The sequence below is a fragment of the Mycobacterium stomatepiae genome (assembly GCF_010731715.1).
Lineage (GTDB): Bacteria > Actinomycetota > Actinomycetes > Mycobacteriales > Mycobacteriaceae > Mycobacterium > Mycobacterium stomatepiae.
The window spans coordinates 3,058,188-3,078,673 of the sequence record NZ_AP022587.1 but is presented as its reverse complement, the minus strand read 5'-3'; the positions used below and the strand labels follow the sequence as shown (position 1 = coordinate 3,078,673).

Sequence of the window (20,486 nt, the reverse complement as noted above, 5' to 3'; positions counted from 1 at the left end):
TCGTCGTCGGCGCAAGTCATCGAAAGTTCCTCACTCATCGGGGCCGCGCACGGAATTCAGCGCGCCACTCGCTGGGGTCGTGCCCCGTCAACACCACGTCCGGAGTCTCGGTGGGCACGCCGCGCGCCGGAAAGTCGGCGGGCATCACCCGCATGTTCTCCGGGAAATCGAACCCCGGCGGATGCGGAGGGAACGGCCCGGACCGCGCGATCTGCTCGCGGTAGTGGTCGATCCACTTCGCGTGATTGAAGGTGACCGCCCCGACGATGCGGCCGTTTCGTCCGTAAGCCGCGGCGAACCGGCGCTGCCGGACCGAGCCCTGGGTGAAGACAATCTCGTCGCCGAACGACGGCACGCCGACGGATTTGATGTTGACACCGAACTGGGCCGACCAGAATTGCGGGATCAGCAGGTGCGCCCATCGGTCGATCTCGTCGCAGACCATGTTGTGTGCGGCGACCCGGGCGCCCAGCACCGCGTTGTCCCAGTGCTCCATCGCGAGGAACTCGTAGTCGTAAAGCACATGCGGGGACCGGGCGATGTCGCCCGCGACGAAGATGTGGTTGGTGACCACCCCGTTGATGTCGAACGCGCGGCACCCGGCGTCGCAGCCCACGCCCCAGAATCCGGCGGCCAGCCCGGCGCCCTCGAGCCACTCGACGTTGCGGATCGACCCCAACGACGTCACCACGACGTCCACGTCGAGGGTGCTGCCGTCGGAAAGCCGCACGTGACCGTCGGCGTCACCGTCAAGCGCGAGCAGCGACACGCCGGTGCGCAGATCCACCCCGGCCTCGCGCTGGATCTCGGCGGCGATCGCGCCGATGACGCCGCCCAGGGCGCCCGATAGTGGGCCCGGGCCGCGCTCGGTGACGGTGACCTCCAGGCCGAGCTCGCGGCAGACCGAGGCGGCCTCCGACCCGATGAAACCCGAACCGATGATCAGCACCCGGCGCGGGCGGGCGGCCAACGCGGCCTGCAACCGTGCCGCGTCGGCGTTGGTGCGCAGGGTGAACACGCCCTGCAACGCGGCCTCCTCCGGGTTGGGCCAGCGCCGCGACCGCACGCCTGTGGCGATCAGCAGGCTGTCGCCCACCACCTCGCTGCCGTCGGCGAGGCGCACCAGTTGGTTAGCTCGATCCAGGGCGGTCGCGGCAACCCCGAGGCGCCACTTCGCGTCCACCGCGCGCAGCCGGGGCAGTTTGGTGTGATCGGCGGCCACCCAGCCCTTGAGGACCTGCTTGGATAGCGGCGGCCGGTCATACGGCTCGTCGGGCTCGTCGCCGACGATGGTCAGCTCGCCCCGGAAACCCTCGTCGCACAGCGCCTCGGCGGCACGCAGCCCGGCCAGCGAGGCGCCGACAATGACGATGCGACCCTTGTCTTTGAAGCCGTTCGGATTCACGGCGGCTCCGTTACTCGCAGTCGAGCTTGTCGACGATGATCGCCTGCACCGGGCAGGCAGCGGCCGCCCGCAGCACTCGCAGCCGCTGATCGTCGTCGGGGTTGGGGTCGTAGCTGAGCGCCTCTTCACCGCTGAGCTTGAGCACTTCCGGCGCCAGCGGTACGCAGTGCGCGTACCCCAGGCAGCGGTTCAGGTCGACAATGATCCGCACGGCGCCTCCGATCCTCGGGACTGAAGATCCGACGCAGGCAGAGTACATCTCGACGTGGCGCCAATCACGGTGTTTGCGAAACTCTTTCGCGCGACCGGAAGGGGCCTTCTGCAACGCGCATTGTCACGGCGACCGAGCGCACCCAGTCCGCGTGCAGCATGCTGGATTCATGAACAGAGACGAGATCACCGAACAGATCGTCGTTGCGCGGCTGGCGCGCGGCCTCACCTGGCAGGAGCTGGCCGACGCGATCGACCGGCCGGTGGTGTGGACTACCTCGGCGTTGCTGGGTCAGCATCCGATTCCGCCGGAGCTCGGCAAGCAGTTGGCCAAGATGCTTGGTCTCGAGGAGTCGGTGGTGCCGGTGCTGGCCGCACCCCCGATGCGTGGCGGGCTGCCTACTGCGGTGCCGACCGATCCCACCATCTACCGCTTCTACGAAGCGCTCCAGGTGTACGGTGGGGCCATCAAGGAACTGATCTACGAGCAGTTCGGCGACGGCATCATGAGCGCGATCAACTTCAGCGTTGACCTGCAGAAGAAGCCGCACCCGTCGGGCGACCGCGTCGTCGTGACCTTTGACGGCAAGTACCTTGCCTACGACTGGGTTTCAGCGCAAGGAGGGTAATGGCAGGGGCACGCCAACAGCTGAAATCCGCGGACCTCGTTCTCTCCGGCGGGGGCGTCAAGTTCATCGGCCTGGTGGGTGCCATCGTTGCTTTGATGGACGCGGGATATGCATTTCCGCGGGTGTCGGGCGTCTCGGCTGGGTCGGTGGTCGGTGCGATCCTGGCGGCCGCGTCCAAGGGTGACCAGCTAACCAGCCAAGAGGTCAAGGAGCTCGCGCTGTCGGCGCCGCTGAGCAAATGGCGCGACGCCGGGCCCATCCCGGTGCTCGGCGCCGCATGGGGACTTGTGCGGGACACCAGCATGTTTCGCGGTGACGCCGCCCACGACTGGATTCGCAGCGAGCTGAAGAACCTGGGCGTCACCTACTTCGGCGATCTGCTTCTCGATGAACGCACGATGCCCGATAGGCCGCGTCACAAGCTGGTGGTCACCGTCGCCGACGTGACCGCGGCACAGTTGGTGCGACTGCCCTGGGACTACCGGCGGCTCTACGGGCTAGACCCCGATGAGCAGCTGGTCGCCGACGCGGTGCGCGCGTCGATGGCGATCCCGTTCTTTTACCCCCCGGTGAAGCTGCGCAGCCTCAGCGGAGTAACGTCCACCCTTGTCGACGGGGGGGTACTGTCGAACTTTCCGATCGACACCTTCGACCGGTTCGACGGAAAAGTCCCGCGCTGGCCCACATTTGGGGTCACCGTCTTACCGAGGCTCAACGAGGGTTTCAGTGCGGTGATGCCGGCGCTGAAACCGTTGCGCTTTTTCGAGCAGACGGCGTTGCTGGAAAGCCTGCTCACCACGATGCTGGCGGGCCACGACCAAACCCACCTCAACCAGCCGTGGTTGGCTGCCCGCGCGATCGCGGTCGAATCGACCGATGTGGGCGTCCTGGACTTCGATGTCGCCGCGGACCGCCTCGAGGCGCTGTACCAGAAGGGTTATGGGGCGGCGCAGGAGTTCTTGCTGACGTGGGATTGGCAGGCGTACCTCAAGCGCTTCCGCTGGGCCGTCTGACACCTGGTTCAAAGGTGAAGTGACGGCCCGTCGTCTTCGTGCCACACTGCGAAGCGGAGGAGGCGACAGGAGGGGAGGCGGTTGCCCGGGCAGCCGCATCGCCTCCTCCCTAAAGGCCGAATTCTGCTTCGATACCGTCGATTCCGGCGCGCAGCGCCTTGAGCGTGTCCGCACGGGCACGCAATTTCGTTGCGGCGTGGGCGTGCTGGTGCAGGCCGGCGAATTCTTGCGCGGCTTCCTCGGCGCGGCTGACCACCATCTCCGGCAGCACGATCTCGTCGACAAAGCCTGCGGCAAGGGCGGTTTCACCGAAGAAGGTCTTGGCCAGCCCGGTTGCTTGCTGATATGCCGAACGCGTCAGCCGCAGCTTCATGATTTCCAGGGCCGCATAGGGGATCGTCATACCGATCTTCACCTCGTTGGCCTGGATGTTGTAGGCGTGCGCCGCGATCCGATGGTCACCGGAGGCCAGCAGGAACGATCCCATCGCGATGGCGTGCCCGGTGCAGGCGATCACCACCGGCTTCGGGTAGGACAGCAGCCGGTACGACAATTCGAAGCCACCCCGGAGCATGTCGATCGCGGGCTGCGCCTCGCCGGAGGTCAGGATCTTCAGGTCGAAGCCGCCGCTGAAAACCCGGTCGTTGCCGGTGAGCACCAGCGCGCCGACATTGTCGCCGTCGGCCTGGTCGATCGCCTCGTTGATCGCCGCCTGCATGGTCGGGCCCAGCGCGTTGACCTTGCCGTCGTCCATCCGGATGACCGCGACGGTGTCCTTGAGGCTGTAGGTGACTGGACCGCTCATGCGTTACTCCTTCGCTACAGGCAGATCGATTGAATCAGATCGAGATTGCGTGACCCCGAGGGGCCGGACGTGGTGCGACTGCTCAGACGTGTTCGCCGCGGTGTTTACCGAGATCGTCTTGGGAGTTACCCCAACGCAGGCCGACGTCGGTGGGGGCATCGAGCTGCCGCGCGCGCCAGCGGTCCTGAGTTTCGGCCACCGCGTTGTTGATTCGTTCGATCTTGGTGCGAAACACGTCGGGGCGCGTTTCCTTGCTCGCGTAGTGGAAGTAGGTCAGCAGGCTGCGCAGCAGTTCCAGTTTCTGCTTTTCCCGCTTGGCCAGGTCGTGCGTCGTCATCAACTCGATGCGCTGAACGGGCGGCAGGGCATCCCAGTCCAGCACCACGTTGGTCTCCAGCGGCTGGCGCTCGCGTTCCCAGAACCGCCATCCGCGCGGCTTCTCCGGGCGGTCGAAGTAGATCACCTTCCCGGTGAAGCGGGATTCGATGCCACCGCCGATCTCGCCGCGGTCGAGCGCCGAGTCCCAGACCATCCGCCACTCCTGGCCGGGCGCGAGTACCGGCAGTTCGCGGGGGAGCTGCAATTCCACCACTTCGGCATAGCCGTCGGTGGAATTTTCGTATTCGGCCACGGTCGGTGGACTCGTAAACGAAAACCGAATGTCGTAGGCGGCCGTCCGGTCGAAATTCCGGACGACCAGCTCGATCACGTGCCAGTCCGCGGCATGCGGTTCCATCAGCATGCCCACGTGGGGTCGCGTCTGCTCGGAGGCCAGCCGCCGGTTGCGGCCGATCTGGTGGTTGGTAAAGACCAGCGCGATCACGCCGAGCGCGATCGCGGCCCACGCCGCCCATGCCAACCAGGTGCTGGACTCAACCTCGGTAATCCCGTGCCAGCCGCCCTGGATCCACCCCATTGAATCCATCCCTCCGCTTATATCGCAGCGATGTGCACCCTAAATTCTGCTGGCCCGGCTGCGCAATAGCAATGATCAGGGTGATTACCCATGTTCGAGCAAGATCCCACGATCCAATCGCCCGCTCAATCCATTAGCCGCCCATCAACATTCGCCACTGATCGAGATTGGTAACTCGATACACATAGTTGGACCGCTTGACCTCGGCCAGCGACGCGCTCGGGTCGGCGGAATACCAGTGCCCCGGAAAGACGGTCGGGTCGCCGGGCAGCGTCGCCAGCTGCTGCAGGCTGCGGTACATCTCGTCGGAGTCCCCGCCGGGAAAGTCGGTGCGCCCGCAACCGTCCAAGAAGAGCGTGTCACCGGCGACCAGTCGGCCATCGAGCAGGAAGCACTGGCTACCCGGCGTATGGCCGGGGGTGTGCAGCAGCTCGATCTCGATGTCGCCGACGCTGATCTTGTCGCCATGCTCGTGGGCGGTCAGGTCGTCGACGCCGATGCCGGTGACCCGCGAAACCCACAGCGCCTCGTGGGTATTCACGTGCACTGGCACGCTGGCACGCTCCAGCAGCTCGGCGAGCCCGTTGAGTTCGAAGCCCATCATCGAACCGCCCACATGGTCCGGATGATGGTGGGTGACCAGCACGCCGGACAGCCGCATGCCGTCGGCCTCGGCTGCGTCCACCAGATCGCCGGCGGCATATGCCGGGTCGACCACGACGCAGTCGCCGGTCTGACGGTCACCGATCAGGTACGAGAAATTGCGCATTTGCGTCGCCATCATGTCGCCGGCGGCGAAGTCGCGACCGGAGAGCAACTGCCGGAAATACAGTCGGTCCGCTGACAAATCTGTCACCGCATCAGCCTATGACCCGGCCGACCGACCTGACATTTCGGGCGTATCAAGGCCTGTCAACCGTGCTTTCGCGATGCGGCCCGGCCGGCCCGACGCCGGTATTGTTGGTTCATGTTGAAGAAGGTCGAGATCGAGGTTGACGACGGTCTGGTCCAAGAGGCGATACGTCGCTATCACTTGGCCGACGCGCGTGAGGTCATCCACTTGGCGTTGCGAACGCTGCTCGACGCGGAGGCAGATGGCGACCAAAAGGGCATTTATGACGAGTTCAGCGACCTCGGCGCGTGGCAACCGGACCGCAACGGCGGCGGAGGCTGAACGCCCGCGGCGTGGTTTGGTGCCGCCGTACGTCGCGCTGTACCCTCTTTTAGGCCCGAGGCAAGACTGACCGCTACGGGTTTGCGGCCCCCTTAGCTCAGTCGGTAGAGCGTTTCCATGGTAAGGAAAAGGTCAACGGTTCGATTCCGTTAGGGGGCTCGGCGGACGCCGAACAGGCGGACGGCGCGTACCAGAGGCGATGTAGCTCAGTCGGTTAGAGCGAACGACTCATAATCGTTAGGTCGCCGGTTCGAGTCCGGCCATCGCTACAGCACAACAACGTAGAGTTCGAGAGATTTGAGAGAGAACCGTAATGGCTTCTAGTACCGATGTGCGGCCGAAGGTCACTTTGGCCTGCGAGGTGTGTAAACACCGCAACTACATCACCAAGAAGAACCGGCGCAACGACCCGGACCGGCTGGAGCTGAAGAAGTTCTGCCCGAACTGCGGCAAGCACCAGGCGCACCGCGAAACGCGCTAATCTCCACCTAAGAATGGTTTATTGAGGCTGACTAGGTAGGTTTTGAAGCCGTGCCGTTCACCACAGATCTCGTCGGGATGCATTACCGCTATCCCGACTATTACGAGGTCGAGCGGGAGAAGATTCGCGAGTACGCGGGGGCCGTGCAGAACGACGACGCGTGGTTCTCCGACGAGGCCGCCGCGGCCGAACTCCGCTACAAGGGGCTGCTGGCCCCGTTGACCTTCTGCTGCGTATTCGGCTACCAGGCCCAGTCGGCGTTCTTCAAGTACGCCAATATCGCGGTGACCGACGCGCAGATCGTTCAGGTCGACCAGGTGCTCAGGTACTTCAAGCCGCTGGTCGCGGGCGACCGGCTCTACTGTGATGTGTACGTCGACTCGATGCGCGTCTCGCACGGCACCCAGATCATCGTGACCAAGAACATCATCACCAACGAAAACGGCGAGACCGTCCAGGAGACCTACACGACCCTGGCGGGCCGTGCGGGCGAGGATGGGGAAGAGGGGTTTGCTGATGCCACTGCGTGAGTTCAGTTCGGTGAAGGTGGGCGACCAGCTTCCGGAGAAGACCTATCCGCTCACGCGGCAGGATCTGGTCAACTATGCGGGAGTTTCGGGTGACTTGAACCCGATCCACTGGGACGACGAGATCGCCAAGGTCGTCGGGCTGGACACCGCGATCGCGCACGGCATGCTCACGATGGGCATCGGCGGCGGTTACGTCACCTCGTGGGTCGGCGACCCCGGTGCGGTCACGGAGTACAACGTGCGATTCACGGCCGTGGTGCCGGTGCCCAACGACGGCAAAGGTGCCGAGCTGGTCTTCACCGGTCGAGTCAAGTCGGTCGATCCTGAGGACAAATCGGTGGTCATCGCGATCAGCGCCACTACGGGCGGAAAGAAGATCTTCGGACGGGCCATCGCGTCGGCCAAGTTGGCGTAACTCATGGCGCTGAAAACCGATATCCGCGGCATGGTCTGGCGGTATCCGGACTACTTCGTCGTGGGCCGCGAACAGGTTCGCGAGTTCGCTCGGGCCATCAAGAACGACCACCCCGCCTTCTTCGAGGAAGCCGCCGCGGCCGAGCTCGGCTACGACTCAATCCTCGCCCCGCTCACCCTCGTCACGATCTTCGCCAAGTACGTCCAGCTGGATTTCTTCCGCCACGTCGACCTGGGCATGGAGGACTTGGTGATCGTCCAGGTAGAACAGCGCTTCGTCTTCAACCGGCCGATCCGGGCCGGCGACAAGCTGTGGGGGCGGATGGACGTCGAGTCGGTCAACGAGCGCTTCGGCGCCGACATCGTCGTCACCAAGAACATCTGCACCGACGACAACGGTGACGTCGTGATGGAGGCCTACACGACGTTGATGGGGCAATACCGGGAACAATCGAGCGAAACGGACGACGGTGCGATCCAACTCAAGTGGGACCCCGAATCCGGGCAGGTCATCAGAACGGCGTAATTAGTATCTGACTCCCGTGCCGATGTACACTCGGACCTCGGGGTTTTCCCATTACAGCGCGCTGTCCATAGGTTCGGCGATCACCGAACGGAGAGCGCGCGTGTCATGTAGGCCCCGGAAGGTAAGCGCAGGTTGGCCTGCCAACCGCGAAGGGGCGTAGCTCAACTGGCAGAGCAGCGGTCTCCAAAACCGCAGGTTGCAGGTTCAAGTCCTGTCGCCCCTGCAAAAGGCAGCGTCCGACGACGATGCAGGCCGGAACGGCCTGAGGAGGAGTTGGACGATCGGAATCACGTCCGACGACGATGTAGGCCGGAACGGCCTGAGGAGGAGTCGGACAATGGAAGACGTGCCATGCTGGACCCAATGGACCAGCGCGGGACGGATCGCGAGATAGCCAGCGAACAAAGGAGCATGCGGTGAGCGACGAGGGCGACACTGCCAACGACGCCGCACGCGACGGCGATGACACCGACGACAGCACCAGCGGTGGTCGGACCGCCCTGGTGACCAAGCCTGCGGCGCGTCCGCAACGCCCGACCGGCAAGCGGTCCCGGCAGCGAGTGGCGGCTGTCGACGAGGACGTCGAGTCCTCGGATGAGGTCGAGGACTCCAAGGACTCCAAGAAGAGCTCGGCGGCCAAGAAGGCCGGGGCCGACAAGAAGCCCAAGAAACCGAAGAAACCCGGCGACCGTACGGCCAACCCGTTCGTTTTCGTCTTCAACTACCTCAAGCAGGTCGTTGCGGAGATCCGGAAGGTGATCTGGCCGAACCGCAAGCAGATGTTCACCTACACGTCCGTGGTGCTGGTGTTCCTCGCCTTCATGGTGGCGCTGGTCGGACTTGCTGATCTTGGCCTGACCAAGCTCGTGCTGCTGGTGTTCGGCTGAGCCCCGAGAAAGATAGAGAGGACTGAAAACCGTGACTACCTTCGACGGTGACACGTCCGCCGGTGAAGCGGTCGACGTAGAAGAGCACGCCGAGGTCGTCGAGGCCGCAGAGACGACGGAGGCCGCAGCGGCCCCAGAGGCCCCCGCACCTGCGGAGTCGGCCGACGCGGCCGAAGAGGCCGAGCCTGCCGCCGCGCTCAAGGCGGACCTGCGCCGCAGGCCTGGTGACTGGTACGTCATCCACTCTTACGCGGGATACGAGAACAAGGTGAAAGCCAATCTCGAGACCCGTGTGCAGAACCTGGACGTCGGCGACTACATCTTCCAGGTGGAAGTACCCACCGAAGAGGTCACCGAGATCAAGAACGGCCAGCGCAAGCAGGTCAACCGCAAGGTGCTGCCGGGCTACATCCTGGTGCGCATGGACCTGACCGACGACTCGTGGGCCGCGGTGCGCAACACGCCCGGCGTGACGGGATTCGTCGGCGCGACATCGCGTCCGTCGGCGCTCGCGCTCGACGACGTGGTGAAGTTCCTGCTACCGCCCGCGGCGACGAAGAAGGCCGCCAAGGGCGCGGTCACCACCGCTGCCGCCGCCGAAACGGGCGGCCTGGAACGGCCGGTGATCGACGTCGAGTACGAGGTCGGCGAATCCGTGACCGTTATGGACGGACCCTTTGCCACGCTGCCGGCCACGATCAACGAGATCAACGCCGAACAGCAGAAGCTCAAGGTGTTGGTGTCGATCTTCGGCCGCGAAACACCGGTGGAACTCACCTTTACCCAAGTCTCCAAGATCTAGCCAGCCATCCCGTTCACCGGAACGGCTGGATGCATAAACCAGGAAGGAACGTCTAAATCTCATGGCCCCGAAGAAGAAAGTCGCTGGGCTGATCAAGCTCCAGATCGTGGCGGGGCAGGCAAACCCTGCGCCGCCGGTGGGACCCGCGCTCGGCCAGCACGGTGTGAACATCATGGAGTTCTGCAAGGCATATAACGCCGCGACGGAAAACCAGCGCGGCAATGTCATCCCGGTGGAGATCACGGTCTACGAAGACCGTAGCTTCACGTTCGCGCTCAAGACGCCGCCCGCCGCCAAGCTGCTGCTGAAGGCCGCCGGTGTGGGTAAGGGCTCGGCCGAGCCGCACAAGACCAAGGTCGCCAAGGTCACCTGGGACCAGGTCCGCGAGATCGCCGAGACCAAGAAGACCGACCTCAACGCCAACGACATCGACGCCGCCGCCAAGATCATCGCCGGTACCGCCCGGTCGATGGGCATCACCGTCGAATAAGACCCCTAGCCGTGGGAGGGCCAGCTTCGGCTCGAATTAACCACACCCCAACACCAGATTGGATTAGCACGTGAGCAAGAACAGCAAGGCCTACCGCGCCGCCGCCGAGAAGGTGGACCGCGACAACCTGTACTCCCCGCTCGAAGCGGCCAAGCTCGCCAAGGAGACGGCGTCGACCAAGCAGGACTCGACCGTCGAGGTGGCGATCCGGCTCGGCGTCGACCCCCGCAAGGCGGACCAGATGGTCCGCGGCACGGTCAACCTGCCGCACGGCACGGGTAAGACCGCGCGGGTCGCGGTGTTCGCCGTCGGTGACAAGGCCGAAGAGGCCACCGCCGCCGGCGCCGACGTGGTGGGCAGCGACGACCTGATCGAGAAGATTCAGGGCGGGTTCCTCGACTTCGACGCCGCGATCGCTACGCCGGACCAGATGGCCAAGGTCGGCCGCATTGCTCGTATCCTCGGCCCGCGCGGCCTGATGCCGAACCCGAAGACCGGCACCGTGACCCCCGACATCGCCAAGGCCGTTACCGACATCAAGGGCGGAAAGATCAACTTCCGTATCGACAAGCAGGCCAACCTGCACTTCGTGATCGGCAAGGCCTCGTTCGACGAGAAGAAGCTCGCGGAGAACTACGGCGCCGCGATCGACGAGGTGCTGCGGCTCAAGCCGTCGTCGTCCAAGGGGCGTTACCTGAAGAAGGTCACCGTATCGACGACCACCGGCCCGGGTATTCCGGTCGACCCGTCGATCACCCGCAACTTCGCCGAGGCCTAGTTCCGGCTGGGCGCCTCGCCTACCCGCCGCACTCGTCAATGCGTCGCCGCAGGAAGTCGCGGCCGGACTCGGATCCGCCTGCTTCCAACGCCGTTCGATACCAGGTGAGCGCTTCGTTGGGCCGTCCCGCGCGGCGCAGTAGATCCGCCCGCACCGTCGCGACTAGATTCGAGCGGGTCAGCCGGGGATCGCGCGCCACGTCGTCCAGCGCGACCAGGCCGGCGTCGGGGCCGTCGCGCAAGCCCACCGCCAGTGCGCGGTTGGCGCCCGCCACCGGCGAACCCGTCAACTCCAGCAGCCGGTCATAGGCCGCGCAGATGGTGACCCAGTCGGTCTGCTCCCATGATGGCGCAGTCGCGTGCACCGCGGCGATCACCGCCTGAGGCAGATAGGGGCCTGCGGCAGGTGGGGCACCCTCGGCCAGCCGCAACCGGTCCAGGCCGCGCGCGATGCGGCCGCGGTCCCACTTGCGGCGGTCCTGCTCTTCGAGCGGCACCAGCATCCCGGCGTCGTCGATCCGCGTCGCCCGCCGCGAGTCATGCAGCAATGTCAGGGCGGCCAGGGCGTGGGCCTCGCGTTCGTCGGGCATCAGCGCGCACAGCTCGCCCGCCAGTCGAACGCCCTCGTCGCACAGTTCATCTCGAATGGCCGACGGACCCGCCGTCGACCAGTATCCCTCGGTGAACACCGAATAGATGCAACCGAGCACGTGCGGCGTCCGCTCACCCAACAGCTGCGCCGGCGGTACCCGCAGCGGGATGTTGGCGTGACGAATCTTGTTCTTGGCACGCGTGATTCGTTGACCGACCGCGGTGTCGGTCTGCAACAGTGCCCGTGCGATCTCGGCGACGGTCAACCCGGACACCAACCGCAGCGTCAGCGCCAATTGCGACTGCCGGTCCAGCGCGGGATGCGCACAGGTGAACATCATCCGCAGCTCGTCGTCGCGAACCGGATGCGGGTCGGTGTGATCGGTACGTGCCCTGATCTCGTCCACGAAAGCCGCTAATTCCTTTCCGGGACGGACGGATTCGCGGCGCAGCCGATCCCGGGCACGGTTGCGGGCAACGGTGACCAGCCACCCGCCGGGGCGCTCAGGCACACCATCGCGGGGCCAGCTGCGCAGCGCCTCGGCGCAGGCCTCCTGGACGGCGTCCTCGGCGACGGTGAGATCGCCGGACCATCGCGCGAGCGCGGCGACGGCGGGACCCCATTCCCGGCGGAAGACGCCGTCCAGGTTGGTCATTGCGAGCGGCTAGAGTCCCGAGATCCCAGCCAGCTGCCGCAGCTGCACCGTGGAAGCGGGAATCATCGACGCGATCTTGACGGCCTCGTCGCGATCCGCGGCACCAATCAGGTAGATCCCGGTGGCGATTTCGGCGCCCTCCACATACGGCCCGTCGGTGATCAGCACCTCGCCGTCGCGCACCCGCACCGTCGTCGCGGTGGACCGATCGTGCAATGCGGCCCCGCCGACAATGTGATCGCCCGCCGCGGCGTGCAGATCCGCGTGCTTGGCCGCCACGGCTTCCCACTCCGGCGTGCCGGGGGTGTGCGCCTTTTCGGCCGGTTCCAGCAACAGCGCCAGCCAGTCGTTGCCGGTCAGCGCACGCGACGGCTCCAGCGCGTGGACCGCGGGCCACACTTCCACGGCGCCATACGTGGCGAGCGGGATATCGCGCGCCAAGGCCAGCGCCTCGTCGAGGTTTTCCGCTTCGAACACGTAATAGCCGCAGGCCACCTCGGCGGACTCGGCGAACGGTCCGTCGGTGACGACCCGGGTGTCGGGGCCGCCGGTGATCACCGTCGCGCCGGCGGCGGGCGCCAGGGCGTCTCCGGATTTGATCGCCGGGCCGGCTTTGGCATGGAAGCTCTGCCACGCCGCCATCGCGGTGGCTGGATCGTCGGGTGTACGGTCTTGCTCTTTGCTGATCAACAGCAAGAAGTACTGCATGTTCGTCACCTCCGATAACGAGCGAAGCCTCGTGCTCCACTCTCTACCTATCCGACGAACGATGCAGCCCCAATCCGACACCCGAGCGAACTAAACCGCGGCGGCCGGCTTCAGGTAGGTCACCAGGCTGCAGTCGAGCATCTCGTCGCCGAAGTAGTGCTCGCAGCCACGCAGATACTTCATGTAGCGGTCGTAGACCTCTTGGGATGTGACCTCGATGGCCTTGTCCTTGATGGGCTCCAGGGTGTCGCCCCAGATACGCAGCGTCTTGACGTAATGCTCACGCAGCGAAAGTGGTTCGGGGACAACAAAACCCGCTTTTTCGCCGTGTTCGACCATCATCTCGGTGGTCGGCAGACGGCCGCCCGGGAAGATCTCGGTAATGATGAACTTGATGAAGCGCACGGTCTCGAAGGTGAGCTTCTTACCGCGGGCGTTCATGTTGTAAGGGTGGTAACTGACGCTGCTCTGCACGGTCATCCGGCCGTCATCGGGCATGATGTCGAACGTCCGCTTGAAGAAGTCGTCGTAGTTCTCGTGGCCGAAGTGCTCGAATGCCTCGATCGACACGATTCGGTCGACGGGCTCGGCGAAGTCTTCCCAGTTCTGCAACCGCACCTGACGAGAGCGGTTGGTGTCGACCGCGGCCAGCACCTCCTCGCAGCGGGCATGCTGGTTCTTCGACAGGGTCAGGCCGATGACATTGACGTCGTAGCGCTCCACGGCGCGCCGCATCGTGGTGCCCCACCCGCAGCCGATGTCCAGCAGCGTCATGCCGGGCTTGAGGTCCAGTTTGTCCAGGTTGAGGTCGATCTTGGCGTATTGCGCCTCTTCGAGCGTGAGGTCTGAGGGCTCGAAGTATGCGCAGCTGTAGGTCCGGGTGGGGTCCTGGAACAGGGCGAAGAAATCGTCGGAGACGTCGTAGTGCGCCTGGATGTCCTCGGAGCGCGTCCGGATCTTCGTCGCACTACTCGGTTGCTCAACCATTGTCGATTAGTTCTCCTGAATTCACTGCTTTAAACCCACTGCTCGGCGTTACCCGATTGACCAGCAACGATAAGCACCCTTAATCGGGCGGCTTAATTGCCTGAGGCGCTCAGCGTCACGGCCCCCCCTGCCCGAGCCATGAGTCTAGCGTTGGCGCGGCCGGTCAGGAACTTCGATTTGCGTTTGCCCGTTCTCGGGTGCGATCGCTACTTTTCCAGGGTGAACTGGTTGCAGTCGATGTAGCCCATCCGGAATGCCCTGGAGCAGCCGGTCAGGAACTTCATGTACCGCTCGTAGACCTCTTCGGACTGGATTTCGACGGCCTGGTCCTCGTGCGCCTCCAGGGCATCGGCCCATAGGTCGAGGGTCTGAGCGAAGTCCGACTGCAGCGACTGGCGGCGGGTGACGCGGAAACCCACCTTCGCGCAGTGGTCCTCTACCTTCTCGATGGACGGCAGCCGGCCCCCCGGGAAGATGTCGTTCAGGATGAAGCGGATGAACTTCGCAATCTCGATCGTCACGGGTATGCCGCGCTCCGACATCTGCTTAGGATGCAGCGCGGTGATCGAGTGCAGCAGCATTACGCCGTCATCCGGCAGGACGTCGTAGGCGAATTTGAAGAAGTCGTCATAGCGGTCAAAGCCAAAGTGCTCGAGAGCCTCGATGATGACAATACGGTCAACCGGCCCGGTGAAATCCGCCCAGTCGCTCAACAGCACCCGGTGCGAGCGCGCCGAGTCGACCGTGTCGAGCACCTGCTGGCAGTAGGCGTCCTGGTTCTTGGACAGGGTCACCCCGACGACGTTGACGTCGTAGCGCTCGATGGCGTGCTTCATCACCGAACCCCAGCCGCAACCGATATCAAGCAGGGTCATCCCCGGCTCCAGCCCCAGCTTGCCCAGCGTCAGATCCAGCTTGGCGACCTGCGCCTCCTGCAGCGACATGCCCTCATGCGGAAAGTATGCGCAGCTATAGGTCCGGGTCGGATCCTGGAACAGTGCGAAGAATTCGTTGGAAAGGTCGTAGTGCGCACGAACATCGGCCTCGTTGGACCGAATCCGGATGGCACCCGCAGAATTGCTAGACATTTTTGTCCCCCCGATGGACCGGCACCCCAGCGGGAGGCCATCTGGAGGACCCTACACGGGGCAATGCACATCTCGCGCATTTGAACGGCGAGGCCCCTGGCTTTTCTCGACGACGGATCTGCCGCCAGTCAGCGTGGGGCGCGATCGCTACATTTCCAGGGTGAACTGGTTGACGTCGATGTAGCCGACCCGGAACGCGTTGGCGCAGCCGGTCAGGTATTTCATGTAGCGCTCGTAGACCTCTTCGGACTGGATCTCGATGGCCTCGTCCTTGTGCGCTTCCAAGGCCGCTGCCCACAGATCGAGGGTCCGGGCGTAGTGCGGCTGCAGCGATTGGCGGCGGGTCAACCGGAAACCGTGCTTCGACGAGTGATCCTCCACCTTCTCGATGGACGGCAGCCGCCCGCCCGGGAAGATCTCGGTGACGATGAACTTGATGAAGCGGGCCATCTCGAACGTCAGCGGTATGCCCCGTTCGGTGCACTGTTCCGGCTTCAGACCGGTGATTGTGTGCAGCAGCATCACACCGTCATCCGGCAGCACATTGTGGGCCATCGTGAAGAAGTCGTCGTAGCGTTCGTGGCCGAAGTGCTCGAACGCGCCGATCGACACGATGCGGTCGACGGGCCCGTCGAACTCCTCCCAGCCGGCCAGCATTACGCGCTTGCTGCGCGGGTTGTCCATTTCGTCGAACGTCTTCTGCACGTGGGCGGCCTGGTTCTTGGACAGCGTCAGGCCGACGACGTTCACGTCGTACTTCTCGACCGCGCGGCGCATCGTGGCGCCCCAGCCGCAGCCGACATCGAGCAGGGTCATGCCGGGCCGCAGGCCGAGCTTGCCCAGCGCCAGATCGATCTTGGCCAGCTGCGCTTCTTCCAGCGTCATGTCGTCGCGTTCGAAGTACGCGCAGCTGTAGGTCTGGCTGGGATCGAGGAACAGGCGGAAAAAGTCGTCGGACAGGTCGTAATGCGCCTGTACATCAGCGAAGTGCGGTGTCAGTTTCCGAGCCATGACTGTGTGCCTTCCTGCCGAAAACGCACCTAAAGATACCCTGTGCGCGCCCAGAGACCGGTTATTCGATGGGGCTGCCGGGTTACTTTGCCAGCGTGAATTGGTTGACGTCGACGTAGCCTTCCCGGAACTTGTCGGCGCAGCCGGTCAGGTATTTCATGTAGCGCTCGTAGACTTCTTCGGACTGGATCTCGATGGCCTCGTCCTTGCGCGCCCGCAGTGCCTCGGCCCACAGGTCGAGGGTTCTGGCGTAGTGCGGCTGCAGCGATTGGCGGCGAGTCAGCGTGAATCCTGCTTCGCTCGAATATTCCTCCACCATAGGGATTTTCGGCAAGCGGCCGCCCGGGAAGATCTCTCGCTGGATGAAGATGACGAAGCGGAGCAGGTCGATGGAGATGGGCAGGCCGAGGTCGATGATTTCCTGCTTCGTGAAATCGGTGATCGTGTGCAGCAGCATCACACCGTCATCCGGCAGCACATTGTGGGCCATCGTGAAGAAGTCGCCGTAGCGATCGTGCCCGAAGTGCTCGAACGCGCCGACCGACACGATGCGGTCGACGGGCCCGTCGAACTCCTCCCAGCCGGCCAGCATTACGCGCTTGCTGCGCGGGTTGTCCATCTCGTCGAACGTCTTCTGCACGTGGGCGGCCTGATTCTTGGACAGCGTCAATCCGATCACGTTCACGTCGTACTTCTCGACCGCGCGCCGCATCGTGGCACCCCAGCCGCAGCCGACATCGAGCAGCGTCATGCCCGGCCGCAGACCCAATTTGCCCAGCGATAGGTCGATCTTGGCGATTTGGGCTTCCTCCAGCGACATGTCGTCGCGTTCGAAGTACGCGCAACTGTAGGTCTGGCTGGGATCCAGAAACAGCCGGTAGAAGTCGTCGGACAGGTCGTAGTGGGCCTGAACGTCTTCGAAGTGTGGTTCCAGTTTTTGAGTCATGAATTCTGCGCCCCTCCCCGCGACACACACCGAAATTCCCCCGTGCCCGCGTGGGGCAGATTTTATTACTCAGCTATCTGCCCGGTATGACGAACGGCGAAACCTCGCAGTTCACCACGGCTGTCAGGTCGGGCGTGTCGGGGCGCCTACTTGGTGAGCGTGAACTGTCCGACGTTCGAGATGCCCTTGCGGAACAGGCCCGCGCAGCCGGTGAGGTAGCGCATGAATCGGTCGTAGACCTCTTCGGACTGGATGGCGATGGCGCGTTCGCGATTGGACTCCAGATTGGCCGCCCAGATGTCCAGAGTCCGCGCGTAATGCGGCTGCAGATACTGGGTCTGCTCCAACGAGAAACCACTGGCCCGAGATAAGTCGACGATATCTGCCTCGCCACACATCTGTCCGCCGGGGAAGATCTTCTTGCCGAGGAAGTGTAAGAACCGCAGATCATTCATCGTGATCGGGATGCCGTGCTCTTTCCAGTGTGTCTGCGGATAGGTGAATATGCTGTGCATCAGCATCCGGCTGTCGCTCGGCAGAACCTTGTAGGCCCAGTCCCAGAACGCGGGCCAGCGTTCTTTTTTGAACGCGTCGAACGCCTCGAAGCTGATGATCCGGTCGGCGTGCTCGTCGAACTCTTCCCAGCCCTGCAGACGGGCCTCGACCCGGCGCTCTGTCGGGATCGCCGCAAGGCGGGATTTGCTGCGCTCGTAGTGGTTTCGGCTGAGTGTGATGCCGATGACATTCACGTCGTACTTCTCGACCGCGCGGACCAGCGCTCCGCCCCAACCGCAGCCTACGTCGAGCAGCGTCATTCCCGGCTCGAGGTTCAGCTTGTCGAGTCCCAGATCCAGCTTGGCGAGCTGCGCCTCTTCCAGTGTAATGTCGTCGTTCTTGAAATAGGCGCAGGTGTACACCATGTTGGGATCCAAGAACAACGCGAAGAAGTCGTCCGAAATATCGTAAGTAGCCTGCGACTCTTCGTAATACGGCTTCATATTCGCAACCATCGCGTCCTCCCAAGTGTCAACGCTACAACGATGTGACATTCCGCGCGAAGCCGCGATGGACTAAAGCGCCTGAGCCGCCTGCTCGACTCTGACTCAGCTGGCCTCGGCGAAATTGCCCGTTAAAACACCGATCACCGGATCCCACAGCTGCTGTGGCAGATCATGTCCCATTCCGTCGAATAACACCAATCGGGCTCCGCTTATTGCCCGCGCAATCGCGCGTCCGCCGAAGGGTCGCATCAGTTTGTCGGACCGTCCGTGGATGACAACCGTCGGTGCCTGGATGCGGCGGTCGTGGTGCCGCAGGCTGCCGCTGCCCAGGATCGCGCTGAATTGCCCGGCGACGCCTTGCGGGTAGTAATTGCGGTCGTATCCCTCGGCGGCCTCGGCGCGAACCTGCTCGTCGGGAATGCGGTAGCCCGGGCTGCCGATGATCCGGCTCACCCGCACCGCGTTGTCGAGAATGACGTCGCGCGGCGAGTCCGGCGGCGGGCCTTTGACGAGTGCCAGCAATGCGCGGGGGGCCGGCGGCGGCAGGAACGCTGAGTTGTTGCTCGAAAAGAGGATCCCGAGAGTCCTTGTCCGATGGGCGAATTGCGCGGCGAAGACCTGGGCGATCATGCCGCCCATCGATGCCCCGACGACGTGGGCCGTCTCGATGCCCAAATGGTCCAGTACCGCCGCGGCGTCGTCGGCCATGTCCTCAAGTTTGTATGCGGCCTGGCTCTCCAGGCCCGCAAACGACCGGAGCAATCTCGTGACCATCGGCTGGCCGGCTCTGCGGCGCTCGGTCTTGCTGGACAGGCCGACATCCCGGTTGTCGTAACGGATCACGCGTAGACCGTGGCCGACCAGCCGCTCGCAGAATTCGGTCCGCCACAGCAGCAGCTGGGCGCCGAGCCCCATGATCAGCAGCACGGGCGGATCGTTGATATCGCCCATGTCCTCGTAGTAGAGCTTCAGGTCAGTTCCGGAATTGCGCCGGGTGGGCCCGGAACTCGCATAGCCGGTGCGGATCTCCACCTAGACCTCCACGTCCGAGGAATGCTCGCGGCTGACCTCGACCATGAAGTTGGCGAAGTAGCCCGTCAGCTTCGGGTCGGACATCATCTGCCACTTCGGCGCGAGCAGCTTCATGTACCGCTCGACGTAGAGGAACTGCTTACCGATCAATACCAGCTCGCGTGGCAGCTTGACGTCGTAGGCGTCGGCCAGCGCCGAGAGCTGGCGGCCGATGTCCGCGTACGACATGTCACCCAGGGTCGACATGGTCAGGGGGGTGGCGAAGCGCTCCAAGTCCTTGGCGGCCTCGGCTTCGGGCTTCACCGTGCCGACGGCCCCCATCAGCACGACGATCTTGCCCGCCGCCGCGTGATCCTTTTTGACCAGCAACGCATACACCAATTCGCGCAGCAACCAGCGGGTGCGCGGGTCGATGCGGCCCATGATCCCGAAGTCGAAGAACACGATGCGGCCCTGGTCGTCGACGTACAGGTTGCCCGCGTGCAGGTCGCCGTGGAACAACCCGTGCCGCAGACCGCCCTCGAAAAGCGAGAACAGCAGCGCCTTGACCAGTTCGACGCCGTCGAACCCCGCCTTGCGAATGGCGGCGACGTCGTCGATGCGGATGCCCTGCACCCGCTCCATCGTCAGCACCCGGTCGCTGGTGAAGTCCCAGTGCACGGTCGGCACCCGGATATTGCGGCCCAGCGGCGACACGTGCAGGTGCGAGACCCACGCCTCCATCGACTGCGCCTCGAGGCGGAAATTCAGCTCCTCGGCTAGGTTGGCGGAGAAGTCGGCGACCACGTCTTGCGCCGAGAGCCGACGGCCCAGCTTGGCCAGCTCGACGGCCTGGGCGAAGCGTTTGAGGATCTGCAGATCGGCGGCGACTCGGCGGCGGATACCCGGACGCTGGATCTTGACGACGACCTCCTCGCCGCTGTGCAGCGTGGCGTAGTGCACCTGCGCGATGGACGCCGACGCGAACGGCGTCTCGTCCCACTTGGCGAACAGATCGGCCGGGTCGGCGCCGAGCTCGTCGACGAACAGCTTGTGCACTTCGTCGGAGTCGGCCGGCGGCACCCGGTCGAGCAGGCCGCGGAATTCGCGCGACAGCGACTCCCCGAACGCGCCGGGGCTGGAGGCGATGATCTGCCCGAACTTCACATACGTGGGACCCAGATCGGCGAAGGTCTGGGGGAGTTGCTTGATCACCTTCTGCTGCCATGGTCCCTTGGCCGTCAGCTGGGTGACGACGCGAGCGGCGGAGCGAGTGACCTGCCAACCAGTGGCCGCGACGCGGGCCGCTTCGATCGGCAACGGCACCCGGTCGAGCTTGGCCGCCTCTCGATGTTTGGTAGAACTCATCCCAGCAGTCTGCCAAACCAGGGCCATCAAGGCCCAATTCTGCGTTCGGTGAGCAGGCCT

The 20,486-nt window shown here is 64.2% G+C and carries 25 protein-coding genes and 3 tRNA genes; 14 read left to right on the top strand and 14 right to left on the bottom strand.

The genetic code is table 11. The annotated features are described in order from the left end of the window. Positions 1–34: 34 nt before the first annotated feature. Positions 35–1,405 carry an NAD(P)/FAD-dependent oxidoreductase gene (locus G6N54_RS14400; protein ID WP_163790713.1) on the bottom strand — a complete coding sequence of 457 codons (1,371 nt, stop codon included), beginning with the start codon at positions 1,403–1,405 and terminating at the stop codon, positions 35–37. Positions 1,406–1,415: 10 nt separating this feature from the next. After that, entirely contained in the window at positions 1,416–1,616 is a 201-nt protein-coding gene (locus tag G6N54_RS14395; protein ID WP_163790712.1) for a ferredoxin, read from the bottom strand. 169 nt (positions 1,617–1,785) lie between these two features. Here G6N54_RS14395 and cynS point away from each other — a divergent pair, with 169 nt between their 5' ends. Together cynS and G6N54_RS14385 are read left to right on the top strand one after the other, a co-directional pair. Next, a complete protein-coding gene (gene cynS, locus G6N54_RS14390) occupies positions 1,786–2,244 on the top strand; it encodes a cyanase (protein WP_163790711.1) in 459 nt (152 codons plus the stop codon). Next, positions 2,244–3,257 carry a patatin-like phospholipase family protein gene (locus G6N54_RS14385; RefSeq protein WP_163790710.1) on the top strand — a complete coding sequence of 338 codons (1,014 nt, stop codon included), beginning with the start codon at positions 2,244–2,246 and terminating at the stop codon, positions 3,255–3,257. The genes cynS and G6N54_RS14385 overlap by 1 nt, the downstream gene beginning before the upstream one ends. Positions 3,258–3,366: 109 nt before the next feature. Here G6N54_RS14385 and G6N54_RS14380 read toward each other — a convergent pair whose 3' ends face one another. From G6N54_RS14380 to G6N54_RS14370, 3 genes are all read right to left on the bottom strand, one after another. Further along, positions 3,367–4,062, bottom strand: a complete 696-nt coding sequence (locus tag G6N54_RS14380; RefSeq protein ID WP_163790709.1) for a crotonase/enoyl-CoA hydratase family protein — start codon at positions 4,060–4,062, stop codon at positions 3,367–3,369. Between the two features lie 82 nt (positions 4,063–4,144). Further along, positions 4,145–4,987: a hypothetical protein gene (locus tag G6N54_RS14375; RefSeq protein ID WP_179969209.1), complete on the bottom strand. Its 843-nt coding sequence runs from the start codon at positions 4,985–4,987 to the stop codon at positions 4,145–4,147. A gap of 124 nt (positions 4,988–5,111) precedes the next feature. Further along, entirely contained in the window at positions 5,112–5,825 is a 714-nt protein-coding gene (locus tag G6N54_RS14370; protein WP_163794736.1) for an MBL fold metallo-hydrolase, read from the bottom strand. 120 nt (positions 5,826–5,945) lie between these two features. Here G6N54_RS14370 and G6N54_RS14365 point away from each other — a divergent pair, with 120 nt between their 5' ends. The 12 genes from G6N54_RS14365 (at position 5,946) to rplA (ending at position 11,060) form a co-directional block, all read left to right on the top strand. Further along, positions 5,946–6,152: a type II toxin-antitoxin system VapB family antitoxin gene (locus G6N54_RS14365; protein ID WP_163790707.1), complete on the top strand. Its 207-nt coding sequence runs from the start codon at positions 5,946–5,948 to the stop codon at positions 6,150–6,152. Between the two features lie 86 nt (positions 6,153–6,238). Then, positions 6,239–6,311 (top strand) — tRNA-Thr (locus G6N54_RS14360). 36 nt (positions 6,312–6,347) lie between these two features. Beyond that, positions 6,348–6,421 (top strand) — tRNA-Met (locus G6N54_RS14355). 44 nt (positions 6,422–6,465) lie between these two features. Beyond that, a complete protein-coding gene (rpmG, locus tag G6N54_RS14350) occupies positions 6,466–6,633 on the top strand; it encodes a 50S ribosomal protein L33 (protein WP_085179251.1) in 168 nt (55 codons plus the stop codon). 77 nt (positions 6,634–6,710) lie between these two features. Further along, complete coding sequence (gene hadA, locus G6N54_RS14345; protein WP_276056478.1) at positions 6,711–7,163, top strand: (3R)-hydroxyacyl-ACP dehydratase subunit HadA; 453 nt, start codon at positions 6,711–6,713, stop codon at positions 7,161–7,163. Beyond that, positions 7,150–7,578 carry a (3R)-hydroxyacyl-ACP dehydratase subunit HadB gene (gene hadB / locus G6N54_RS14340; RefSeq protein ID WP_163790705.1) on the top strand — a complete coding sequence of 143 codons (429 nt, stop codon included), beginning with the start codon at positions 7,150–7,152 and terminating at the stop codon, positions 7,576–7,578. The genes hadA and hadB overlap by 14 nt, the downstream gene beginning before the upstream one ends. A 3-nt stretch (positions 7,579–7,581) precedes the next feature. After that, a complete protein-coding gene (gene hadC / locus G6N54_RS14335; RefSeq protein WP_163790704.1) occupies positions 7,582–8,103 on the top strand; it encodes a (3R)-hydroxyacyl-ACP dehydratase subunit HadC in 522 nt (173 codons plus the stop codon). A 150-nt stretch (positions 8,104–8,253) separates the two neighbouring features. After that, a tRNA-Trp gene (locus G6N54_RS14330) sits at positions 8,254–8,326 on the top strand. A gap of 193 nt (positions 8,327–8,519) precedes the next feature. Continuing rightward, complete coding sequence (gene secE / locus G6N54_RS14325) at positions 8,520–8,990, top strand: preprotein translocase subunit SecE (RefSeq protein ID WP_163790703.1); 471 nt, start codon at positions 8,520–8,522, stop codon at positions 8,988–8,990. 31 nt (positions 8,991–9,021) lie between these two features. After that, a complete protein-coding gene (gene nusG, locus G6N54_RS14320; RefSeq protein WP_163790702.1) occupies positions 9,022–9,792 on the top strand; it encodes a transcription termination/antitermination protein NusG in 771 nt (256 codons plus the stop codon). A gap of 61 nt (positions 9,793–9,853) precedes the next feature. Further along, positions 9,854–10,282 carry a 50S ribosomal protein L11 gene (rplK, locus tag G6N54_RS14315; protein ID WP_163790701.1) on the top strand — a complete coding sequence of 143 codons (429 nt, stop codon included), beginning with the start codon at positions 9,854–9,856 and terminating at the stop codon, positions 10,280–10,282. A 70-nt stretch (positions 10,283–10,352) separates the two neighbouring features. Beyond that, positions 10,353–11,060 carry a 50S ribosomal protein L1 gene (gene rplA / locus G6N54_RS14310; RefSeq protein WP_163790700.1) on the top strand — a complete coding sequence of 236 codons (708 nt, stop codon included), beginning with the start codon at positions 10,353–10,355 and terminating at the stop codon, positions 11,058–11,060. Between the two features lie 19 nt (positions 11,061–11,079). On the opposite strand, the gene G6N54_RS14305 is transcribed toward rplA, so the two are convergent. From G6N54_RS14305 to G6N54_RS14265, 9 genes are all read right to left on the bottom strand, one after another. Next, the gene (locus G6N54_RS14305) at positions 11,080–12,306 is read right to left on the bottom strand and encodes an RNA polymerase sigma factor (RefSeq protein ID WP_163790699.1); all 1,227 of its coding nucleotides are present in this window, start codon (positions 12,304–12,306) and stop codon (positions 11,080–11,082) included. 9 nt (positions 12,307–12,315) lie between these two features. Then, positions 12,316–13,014, bottom strand: coding sequence for a YciI family protein (locus G6N54_RS14300; RefSeq protein ID WP_163790698.1), 699 nt, complete (start codon positions 13,012–13,014; stop codon positions 12,316–12,318). A gap of 90 nt (positions 13,015–13,104) precedes the next feature. Continuing rightward, a complete protein-coding gene (gene mmaA4 / locus G6N54_RS14295; RefSeq protein ID WP_163790697.1) occupies positions 13,105–14,001 on the bottom strand; it encodes a hydroxymycolate synthase MmaA4 in 897 nt (298 codons plus the stop codon). A gap of 206 nt (positions 14,002–14,207) precedes the next feature. After that, positions 14,208–15,089 (bottom strand): cyclopropane mycolic acid synthase family methyltransferase, encoded by an 882-nt coding sequence (locus tag G6N54_RS14290; protein WP_163790696.1) that lies wholly within the window; start codon positions 15,087–15,089, stop codon positions 14,208–14,210. Between the two features lie 147 nt (positions 15,090–15,236). Beyond that, positions 15,237–16,100 (bottom strand): cyclopropane mycolic acid synthase family methyltransferase, encoded by an 864-nt coding sequence (locus tag G6N54_RS14285; RefSeq protein WP_163790695.1) that lies wholly within the window; start codon positions 16,098–16,100, stop codon positions 15,237–15,239. Positions 16,101–16,182: 82 nt separating this feature from the next. Next, entirely contained in the window at positions 16,183–17,046 is an 864-nt protein-coding gene (locus G6N54_RS14280; protein WP_163790694.1) for a cyclopropane mycolic acid synthase family methyltransferase, read from the bottom strand. 146 nt (positions 17,047–17,192) lie between these two features. Then, on the bottom strand, positions 17,193–18,056 hold the full coding sequence (locus G6N54_RS14275) for a cyclopropane mycolic acid synthase family methyltransferase (protein WP_163790693.1): 864 nt from the start codon (positions 18,054–18,056) through the stop codon (positions 17,193–17,195). 93 nt (positions 18,057–18,149) lie between these two features. Continuing rightward, a complete protein-coding gene (locus G6N54_RS14270) occupies positions 18,150–19,079 on the bottom strand; it encodes an alpha/beta fold hydrolase (RefSeq protein ID WP_372513216.1) in 930 nt (309 codons plus the stop codon). Continuing rightward, complete coding sequence (locus G6N54_RS14265; protein WP_163790692.1) at positions 19,080–20,426, bottom strand: ABC1 kinase family protein; 1,347 nt, start codon at positions 20,424–20,426, stop codon at positions 19,080–19,082. Between the last annotated feature and the right edge of the window lie 60 nt (positions 20,427–20,486).

Bases quoted from the DNA above. Each gene is read 5' to 3' on its own strand.
- cynS (WP_163790711.1), top strand. From the start codon at position 1,786: ATGAACAGAGACGAGATCACCGAACAGATCGTCGTTGCGCGGCTGGCG.
- G6N54_RS14385 (WP_163790710.1), top strand. From the start codon at position 2,244: ATGGCAGGGGCACGCCAACAGCTGAAATCCGCGGACCTCGTTCTCTCC.
- rplK (WP_163790701.1), top strand. From the start codon at position 9,854: ATGGCCCCGAAGAAGAAAGTCGCTGGGCTGATCAAGCTCCAGATCGTG.
- G6N54_RS14290 (WP_163790696.1), bottom strand. From the start codon at position 15,089: ATGTCTAGCAATTCTGCGGGTGCCATCCGGATTCGGTCCAACGAGGCC.
- G6N54_RS14275 (WP_163790693.1), bottom strand. From the start codon at position 18,056: ATGGTTGCGAATATGAAGCCGTATTACGAAGAGTCGCAGGCTACTTAC.
- G6N54_RS14305 (WP_163790699.1), bottom strand. From the start codon at position 12,306: ATGACCAACCTGGACGGCGTCTTCCGCCGGGAATGGGGTCCCGCCGTC.
- G6N54_RS14265 (WP_163790692.1), bottom strand. From the start codon at position 20,426: ATGAGTTCTACCAAACATCGAGAGGCGGCCAAGCTCGACCGGGTGCCG.
- rpmG (WP_085179251.1), top strand. From the start codon at position 6,466: ATGGCTTCTAGTACCGATGTGCGGCCGAAGGTCACTTTGGCCTGCGAG.
- G6N54_RS14300 (WP_163790698.1), bottom strand. From the start codon at position 13,014: ATGCAGTACTTCTTGCTGTTGATCAGCAAAGAGCAAGACCGTACACCC.
- G6N54_RS14365 (WP_163790707.1), top strand. From the start codon at position 5,946: ATGTTGAAGAAGGTCGAGATCGAGGTTGACGACGGTCTGGTCCAAGAG.
- hadB (WP_163790705.1), top strand. From the start codon at position 7,150: ATGCCACTGCGTGAGTTCAGTTCGGTGAAGGTGGGCGACCAGCTTCCG.
- hadC (WP_163790704.1), top strand. From the start codon at position 7,582: ATGGCGCTGAAAACCGATATCCGCGGCATGGTCTGGCGGTATCCGGAC.
- G6N54_RS14285 (WP_163790695.1), bottom strand. From the start codon at position 16,100: ATGGCTCGGAAACTGACACCGCACTTCGCTGATGTACAGGCGCATTAC.
- G6N54_RS14375 (WP_179969209.1), bottom strand. From the start codon at position 4,987: ATGGATTCAATGGGGTGGATCCAGGGCGGCTGGCACGGGATTACCGAG.
- G6N54_RS14380 (WP_163790709.1), bottom strand. From the start codon at position 4,062: ATGAGCGGTCCAGTCACCTACAGCCTCAAGGACACCGTCGCGGTCATC.
- mmaA4 (WP_163790697.1), bottom strand. From the start codon at position 14,001: ATGGTTGAGCAACCGAGTAGTGCGACGAAGATCCGGACGCGCTCCGAG.
- hadA (WP_276056478.1), top strand. From the start codon at position 6,711: ATGCATTACCGCTATCCCGACTATTACGAGGTCGAGCGGGAGAAGATT.
- G6N54_RS14280 (WP_163790694.1), bottom strand. From the start codon at position 17,046: ATGACTCAAAAACTGGAACCACACTTCGAAGACGTTCAGGCCCACTAC.